The organism is Pseudotabrizicola sp. (assembly GCF_030684215.1).
GTDB lineage: Bacteria > Pseudomonadota > Alphaproteobacteria > Rhodobacterales > Rhodobacteraceae > Pseudotabrizicola.
The window spans coordinates 45,993-53,976 of the sequence record NZ_JAUXOV010000017.1; the positions used below are offsets into that span (position 1 = coordinate 45,993).

6 protein-coding genes are annotated in these 7,984 nt (G+C 58.8%); 5 read left to right on the forward strand and 1 reads right to left on the reverse strand.

Going from position 1 to position 7,984, the window contains the following annotated elements:
- The first annotated feature begins 3 nt into the window (after nucleotides 1-3).
- The 5 genes from Q8K08_RS01755 (at nucleotide 4) to Q8K08_RS01775 (ending at nucleotide 7,819) form a co-directional block, all read left to right on the forward strand.
- Complete coding sequence (locus Q8K08_RS01755; protein WP_304798873.1) at nucleotides 4-546, forward strand: heme NO-binding domain-containing protein; 543 nt, start codon at nucleotides 4-6, stop codon at nucleotides 544-546.
- A complete protein-coding gene (locus Q8K08_RS01760) occupies nucleotides 543-4,502 on the forward strand; it encodes a PAS domain S-box protein (RefSeq protein WP_305249009.1) in 3,960 nt (1,319 codons plus the stop codon). Before Q8K08_RS01755 ends, Q8K08_RS01760 begins: the two co-directional genes overlap by 4 nt.
- Nucleotides 4,503-4,506: 4 nt before the next feature.
- Nucleotides 4,507-5,124, forward strand: coding sequence for a response regulator transcription factor (locus Q8K08_RS01765; RefSeq protein WP_304797665.1), 618 nt, complete (start codon nucleotides 4,507-4,509; stop codon nucleotides 5,122-5,124).
- Between the two features lie 603 nt (nucleotides 5,125-5,727).
- Complete coding sequence (locus tag Q8K08_RS01770) at nucleotides 5,728-6,885, forward strand: sialidase family protein (protein ID WP_305249010.1); 1,158 nt, start codon at nucleotides 5,728-5,730, stop codon at nucleotides 6,883-6,885.
- Between the two features lie 313 nt (nucleotides 6,886-7,198).
- On the forward strand, nucleotides 7,199-7,819 hold the full coding sequence (locus tag Q8K08_RS01775) for a hypothetical protein (protein ID WP_305249012.1): 621 nt from the start codon (nucleotides 7,199-7,201) through the stop codon (nucleotides 7,817-7,819).
- On the opposite strand, the gene Q8K08_RS01780 is transcribed toward Q8K08_RS01775, so the two are convergent.
- On the reverse strand, nucleotides 7,764-7,984 hold a 221-nt coding region (locus Q8K08_RS01780), incomplete at its 5' end, for a DDE-type integrase/transposase/recombinase (protein ID WP_370870479.1). The two genes, Q8K08_RS01775 and Q8K08_RS01780, sit on opposite strands and share 56 nt — an antisense overlap.

Below are 7,984 nucleotides of genomic sequence, written 5' to 3' on the forward strand. Positions count from 1 at the left end.
GGGATGGTATTTGTCGAGCTTTTGGCCATGGCCGAAGATGCTTTCGGAGAAGCCGCCGTAGACAGCGTTATTGACAGCGCAGATTTGCCTTCCGGCGGGGCCTACACTGCTGTGGGCAACTATTCCTGCGACGAATTGATGGCGTTGGTCCGAGGATTTTCACAGCACAGCGGTATCCCAGCCCCCGAATTGCAGCGTCTTTTTGGCCATTGGATGATGAACAGTTTTGTGCGTCACTATCCCGACTTTTTTGTGGGCAGGAATGGAAGCCTTGATATGCTGGCCGCCATCGAGGATGAGATTCATGTTGAAGTCCGCAAGCTTTACCCGGATGCCGATCTTCCCCATTTCGACATCCATCGCCCTGATGCGCATCAGATGCATATGACCTATCGTTCACCCCGCCCCTTGGCCGATTTCTGCCACGGCCTGATCGAAGGGTGTGTTTCCCAATTTGGCGAGACAGCGGTGATCAGTCGTGAAGATCGCAAAATTGACGATGCAACCGAGGCCGACTTCCAGATCCTTATCAAGAACAAGGCATGACAGAACAGGCGGACGACAAGCCGGTTTCACGGGCACGGTACGAACGGGAAAAAGCCGCGAGAGCCGAAGCCGAAGCCCTGCTTGAACGCAAGAGCCGAGAGCTTTACGAAGCAAACCAGCGCCTGATCCTCGAAACCGAAGCCGTCCGTGCTGCTTTGACGGAAACCGAAGCGATCCGCCTTCGCGAGGCCGCGGCATTGCGGGAGCGGTTTATCCTTTCAGAAGTGCTCGCAGCGCTTTCGGGCAAATCGAGTGCGACAGAGGCCATGCAGACGATGCTGCACGTGCTGCGAACCGAATTCGCAATCTTTGATGCCTGTTTCGTTCAGGCTGCGGGTACCGAGGTTCGTATAATTGCAACGACATTACCTGATCACGCTGGCCTGCTGTTGCCATTGCAGGCAAGTGTTCTGGAACGACCACGTCGATTGACAGGCCTGTCAAAGCTAACGCATGGTAAGGTACTGCCAGGTGAATTCGCCAAATTCGCGTCAGTCATCCTTGCACCTTTGCAAATACCTGACGAAAGCGCGAGTGCGCTCTTGCTGGGCTGTAAGCAAGGCGGGCGCTTTTCATCCGCTGATCTGCGTGTTTTGGAACGGGTTGCAACCGTTGCGGCACAAAGCCTGATTGCCCTGCGTGAAGCGCGCCGCAACGCACTTTTGGTGTCCATGATTGAAGGTCGCCAGATTGACAAGATTGGGCCAGGCGTGTTGGACGCGCCGCTTGAGGCCGTTCACCGCGCCTTTAGCCGTTTGACGGACATGCAAGGCGAAGTTGTCAGCATCCTTGACAGTCTGCTGGGAGCACCCTTGGCCACGGCGGATGCTGCGATTGATACGGCCCTTGCCCGTATGGGCACACTTACCCGAACCGACCGTGTCTATGTCTTTCGCCTCCGTGCCGGTGGTGAATTTATCGACAACACGCATGAATGGTGCAGCAGTGGCATCGAACCGTCCCAAGAAATGCTACAAAACATCCCTGCCGAAATGATCGACCACTGGCGCAAGGAATTTGAAGACGGGCGCGAAGTACTGATTTCAGACGTGCAGGCGATGAATGATGCGGCACCGGAAAAGGCGATTCTGCTGGAACAGGGCATCCGGTCGCTATTGGCGGTCCCGATGTTTCAGGACGGAACCTTTCAAGGTTTTGTCGGCTATGACGCTGTCCACCACCCGCGCAAGTTTCTGCCCGGCGAGGTGCATCTGATTCGTTCGGTTGCCAAGGTCATCGTATCCATTCTGGGGCGGCGTGATGCAGAGGCGGCTTTGGTCGCCGCCCATGCCGAAACAGCCGCACAACGCGCACAGTTGCTATCGGTACTTTCGGCCATGCCTGATCTGGTTGTCGAACTTGATCGTTCCGGTCGCTTCATTGCATGGCATTCCGGGGCGATCATCGTCCCCAAGGTTCTGAGCGAGGCCTTTTCCGGGCGGACCCTTGAAGAGGTCTTGCCGCATGATCTCGCCGTCGCGGGGCGAAAGGTTCTCGCGGAGATTGACAAAGGGATCAGGCCCGGAGCGCGCAGCTTTCCCTTCACGCTGCCGGGGGAATCAGAACGATGGTGGCAACTGTCTGCCTCGGCGATGGGCAACCGCGGATATCTTTTCGTGCTGCGTGACATCACCGTTGCGAGGGCTCAGACAGCCGAAATCGAACGCCTTTCGGAAATCGCCCGCCGTACGACGAATCTTGTCATTGTCACAGATGCCTCGCGTCGGATCGAGTGGGTAAACGACGCCTTTGAAAGAACGACGGGCTGGACGCTGGACGAGGTGAAAGGTCGCAATCCCGCAAGTTTCTTGCAGTGCGATCAGACCGACCCTGAAACCGTACTGAAACTGCGCGCCGCCTTGGATCGGGGTGAAGGGGCGCAAGTCGAAATCCTGAACCAAGATCGCAGGGGTCAGAAGTATTGGCTGGCGCTGGATATCCAGCCCCTGCAAGATCGCTCCGGACACCTACGGGGGTTCATGGCCGTTCAAACGGACATTACGGAAAGGCGCATGCAGTCAGAGGCGCTTCAGCGCTCGGCCAGCGCCGCAGGCCACGCCCGCGCCACCCTGGAGGCCGCTGTCAGCGCCCTGCAGGACGGGTTTGTTCTTTATGACGCCGATGACCGGCTGGTCATTTGCAACGACCGTTACCGTGAAATCTATCCGCGCACTGCGCATGCTATTGTGCCCGGCGCGACCTATCGCGATATCCTGCAAACGGGTCTGATCCATGGCGAATATGCCGATGCGGTTGGCCAAGAAGAGGCCTGGCTTGCCCAGCGCATGCAACTCCACCGCGCCCCCTTTAGCGAATTTGAACAGCAAATGGCAGACGGCAGCTGGCTGAGGGTTTTTGAAAAGGCGACTCCCGATGGCGGCCGTGTCGGTTTGCGCGTCGATATCACCGCGCTGAAGCTGGCTGAACAGCGGGCACTGGCAGACCGTTCCGCAGCGATGGAGGCGAGCCAGGACGGCATTGCCATTACTGATGCCGAGGGCCGCTATCTCTATATGAACCGCGCCCATCTGGCGATGTTCGGATTTTCGACCGAGGCCGAGGTGATCGGCAAACCGTGGACGATTGTCTATGGCCCGGAGGAAGCCGATTGGATGCTCACAAATGCAATGCCGCGTTTCTTGGCCGAAGGTCATTGGGCTGGTGAGATTGCCGGACGGACCCGCGACGGACAGCGGGTGGATCAGGACATATCGCTGACGTTGAAAGACGATGGTGGCATTCTCTGCATCGCGCGGGATGTCAGTATGCGACGGCACGAGGCCGCGGAACGAGAGCGGCTGCGCGAAGAGTTGCACTTAGCACAGCGGCGCGAGGCAGTTGGCCAGATGGCGGCTGGTCTGGCACACGATTTCAACAACCTACTTGCTACGATTGGGGGGAGCGCAGCCCTGATCGAGAGAGCCGCTGAACCTGATGGAATGATTGCTGCGGGGGCCGCCAGAATTGAGGCCGCCACAAATCAGGCGGCCAATCTGGTCAAGCGACTTCTGACGATGGGCGCCCGCCCTGCCGACCGTAAAACACTGGATTTGCGCCAACCCGTGCGGGACGCGGCCGAACTTGCGCGCGCCAGTCTTAAAGCTGCGCATCGCTTAACACTTACGCAACCCGACAGTCCCATCGAGGTTCTGGTCGATGCCACGGATATTCTTCAGGTCGTGCTGAACCTTGTGATCAATGCCCGCGACGCCATGGGCGACCAGCCGGGCGAGATTACGGTAACGGTGACCGAAGCCGCCGAAAGTGACCTGATGGGTCCGTTTGCAGTGGGCACGCTTGATCCAAAGCAGCGACACGTTTGCCTTAGCATCAGCGACACAGGACCGGGCATGGATGCTCAGCTTGCGGCCCGGGTCTTCCAACCCTACGTGTCGACCAAGGGAAACAAGGGGACGGGCCTCGGTCTTGCAATCGTCGCCTCTGTCGTAACGGCAAATGGTGGCGCGGTCCGGTTGGATACGGTGCCAAAGGAAGGCGCGCGTTTTGCCGTATTGTGGCCCGTCCGCGTTGAAACACCCAAACTGGTCAGCGCGCCGATTCAAGGTCTGACCGGCAGACTTGATGGCCGCACAATTCTGGTGGCGGATGACCATCACGACCTGCTTGAGGTGCTGACGGCCCTGCTGGAGGCAGCCGGTGCCGAAGTCGCTCCGTCGACAGACCCCGCCGACATTTTGGCAGCTGTTGCTGGCGACCCTACGGCCTGGGATCTGGTCATCACGGATTTCGATATGCCCGGCATGACGGGGGCCGAGCTTTCCGATGCGGTTCATCTGGTTGCACCACACATGCCAGTCGTTCTTGTCACGGCACTGCCCGGAATTTCTGGCCGCGAGGGTGCAAGATTCGATTCCATCCTTTCAAAGCCTGTGGATCGCGCTGCACTTGTTATGGCGGCGGAAACTGCCATACTGAGATCAAAATCAAAGGTATAGTGCTATGCGCGTCCTGATTGCCGATGACCACGATCTTTTGCGTGACACCCTTGCCCTTTGGTTTCGCCAAGAAAACATAGACGTCACCCTTGCCCGAGACTTGCCCTCGGCGCTTGACGCCGTTGCCAAGGCTGATGCGCCTTTTGATCTGATCCTGCTGGATTACGGCATGTCGGGGATGAATGGTCTGGATGGTTTGGAACTTGCCCTGCGCGAGGTAACCGGGGCTCGTATCGCCCTGATGTCCGGAACTGCGCCGCGCGAAATTGCTGAAAAGGCACTTGAAATGGGGGCTGCTGGCTTTCTGCCCAAGACGCTTTCAGCAAAATCACTGGTCAATGCAGTTCGCTTTATGGCGATGGGGGAACAGTTCGCGCCGATAGATTTCATGACGGCTCCCGCCGAAGTCGCCCCTTTGAATGCTTTGGCCGAAAAACTTTCTCCACGCGAAACGCAGGTCCTGAAAGGTCTGTGCGAAGGCAAAGCAAACAAAGAAATCGCGCGTGACCTTGGGATTCAAGAGCCAACGGTCAAACTGCATATGAAGACTCTGTACCGCAAGATCGGTGCTCACAACCGGACTCAGGCCGCCATGATCGCGAAAGAGGCGGGGTTGTTTTAGGGGGCGTCTGTGCCAGCATTCGAAATACCCTTGAAAAAATCCGGTTGCTGCCCTGCCAATTGAGCCCCCTGCGGAAAAGGGGTTCACGCGGCGCATTCCCTGTTTGAGACTGTCAGACGACCATCGGGGAGAGCGGCTCTTGTGACCGCAACCCGGTAACGACCACATCGTCCCGATGCATTTTACCTACCCGAATGAACGTGCGGTGTTATCCTGCCGTGCTCAGGGTGCATGGCTTGGTCTGTGCGATGAAAGCCTTGAGTATTCATTCCAGATTGACCCTGCGATGATACGCATCAGCGCCGCAAACACCCATTGACCCGCCCTCGTCGGGCTTTGTAAGCGCGGCTGAAGCCGGTCGAAAGCCTCCACCTCTTGTGTGTCGTGGCTCGTATTTGCTTTTTGGTGGCGCTTTATCGCTGATCTCCCCATCTGTCAGCCGCGCTACTGAACGCGCATTTACGTCCAATAATTGCATTTTTCGGTCGCACGCTGGCCGCCGCGCGACCGTGATTGCTCCCTTCGGTCACCGCTCAATCTGTCGAAACTATGCAGAGAGGTTTGGCCATGGTAAAATCGTCCAAAAAGGGTGAGATAGCTCAAATGCGCACGAGAGCCGTGACGATCCTCGTCGGAACCAGCAAGGGTGCTTTTCTGATCTCGGGTGGGCCTGACCGCAACGGATGGGCGGTCACCGGGCCTTTCTGTGGCGGTTGGCCAATCAACCATGTGATCGGGGACCCAGACACCGGCGACCTTTGGGCCGGAGGAGGCGGCGACTGGCACGGCGCAGGGATCTGGCGGTCAACCGATGGCGGTGCTTCATGGTCTGTCATCAGGCTGACCAAAGGCACAATGGACAATTGGGCCGCCAATGACCAGGATTTCGCCAAGATGATCGGTTGGAAGGACGAAGCGCTTCCCTTCACGAATTTCTCGCAGATCTGGTCACTGGGTCTCGCACACGGCACGCTTTACGCTGGCACCAAACCCGCCAATCTACTTGCGAGCCACGACCGCGGCCTGACATGGGAGCGGATGGAGGGCCTTACCAAGCACCCGTCCGCAGGTAGCTGGGACGGCGGCGCTGCAGGCCTTGTCTTGCACAGCATCGTCGCCGATCCGGTAAACCCCAACAAGCTTTGGATCGGCATTTCTGCCGCAGGGGTTTTTGCCTCCGAGGACCGTGGCAAAATCTGGGAACGGCGCAATCGTCTTTCGAACGCCGAGGCCTGTGCGCACCATGATCATCCTGCCGCACCGCGAAATGGCGAAACCGGCCACTGCGTGCACAACATGATGCGCGCGCCGGGCGGAGAGGATGTCCTTTACCAGCAGAACCACCACGGGGTCTGGCGATCCACCAATGGGGGGCGGAGTTGGGACGACATCGGACAGGGTTTGCCGTCGACCTTCGGCTTCCCGATCCGCGTCCATCCCCGTGACCCCAACATGATCTGGACGCTGCCGCTTAACGGCGATAGCGCGGGGCGCTATCCGCCGGATGCCGCCGCAGCAGTCTGGAAATCCTCTGATGGAGGCAAGAGCTGGGCCGACAAGCGCGACGGCCTGCCCCAGACTGCCTGCTTCTTTACTGTCCTGCGCCAAGCTATGGGCGGCGATCGTCAGGATCCTGCGGGCATCTACTTCGGCACCAACAGCGGCTCGATCTTTGCCAGCCTTGATGAGGGAGACAGCTGGAGTGAGGTCGCGCGCCACCTTCCGACCGTCCTTTCAGTCGAAGTGCTGGACCGGAGCTGACCGTCAGCGTGACGCGAAAAGCAATTGAAATAGAAGATAACTTTTAGCAGGGAACGCTAAAGAGCAAGACGCGGCTTTGCTACTGGCTATGGGTGCAGAAGGGGAAGTGGGCTTCGGTCGAAGATACTGCTGGCGTGGCCGCTGAAAGGCTGGACGTCGGCGAGACTATCGATCTGCCGCACTTCCTGATGGCCGAATTGCCGGTCTGCTAGGCGCCAATGATGGCCACGGAGTGAACTGAACCCCTTAGGTCGGGAAAACCCGCCTTCATTCACCTTAAAATGTCATCAACCCTGCAGGTCTTGCCAAACCGGTGCAGGACCAGACGCGCCCCTGCGGCCATAGGTTCAAGCACCGGCATGTCGATGGCATCAGACACCGCACTCGCAGCGCGGGCCAACAGACCACCACCGATCAACACCGACGCAGCGCCATCGGCGGCGCAATCGCGGGCGATGGCGGCAAGGACACGTTGCAGGCTGTCGGGATCGACCATCACCCGATCACGGCGGACAAGCTGCGCGGCCTTCACCCCGGCGGCGGGATGATGGCGACCTACGACCCGGTGGGACGGGGACGTGTGCAATTCCTCGACGTGCCGGGGGATGACGTGGTGCAAGGGGTAGTAGCGGTGGACGAATTGGTCCGGATCTCCCGTCTGGATCCGGATTTCTCTTGGTCGCGCACAACCATCATCTCTCGCGACTGGCGGCGGCTCGGGCCGATGCGGGCCTACGCCGCGAAACTGGGTCTTCAGTTCGAGATGGCCAATGCAAAACTGCCACGCGTCTGGCGGCCGCGCGAGATGCAAAACCTGTTGGCTGGGTGGTGTCAGACCAATGCGAACCAGTCTCCGGTTTCCCTACCCAGCCTTGGCGTCAGGCGGCGAAGAGACCGCGCCACTCGGCGAGAGCGGCGGTGCGGTTGGCCTTGAAGTTGTCCCGACTGTGTAGGGCGCGCTCCTGATTGAAGAGGTTGTGAACAGAGGAATGGACTGCGACAAACTTCTGTAGGGTTCGCATACGCCTGAAGCGCTGCATTGCTCTTTCGCGCCTTCGAAACGGAAGGTCGGAATTTTCCGCCCGATTGTTCTGGCGAT

What these genes read in the sequence shown, in the direction of transcription:
- Q8K08_RS01760 (WP_305249009.1), top strand. Translation starts at nt 543, where the DNA reads ATGACAGAACAGGCGGACGACAAGCCGGTTTCACGGGCACGGTACGAA.
- Q8K08_RS01765 (WP_304797665.1), top strand. Translation starts at nt 4,507, where the DNA reads ATGCGCGTCCTGATTGCCGATGACCACGATCTTTTGCGTGACACCCTT.
- Q8K08_RS01755 (WP_304798873.1), top strand. Translation starts at nt 4, where the DNA reads ATGGTATTTGTCGAGCTTTTGGCCATGGCCGAAGATGCTTTCGGAGAA.
- Q8K08_RS01770 (WP_305249010.1), top strand. Translation starts at nt 5,728, where the DNA reads ATGCGCACGAGAGCCGTGACGATCCTCGTCGGAACCAGCAAGGGTGCT.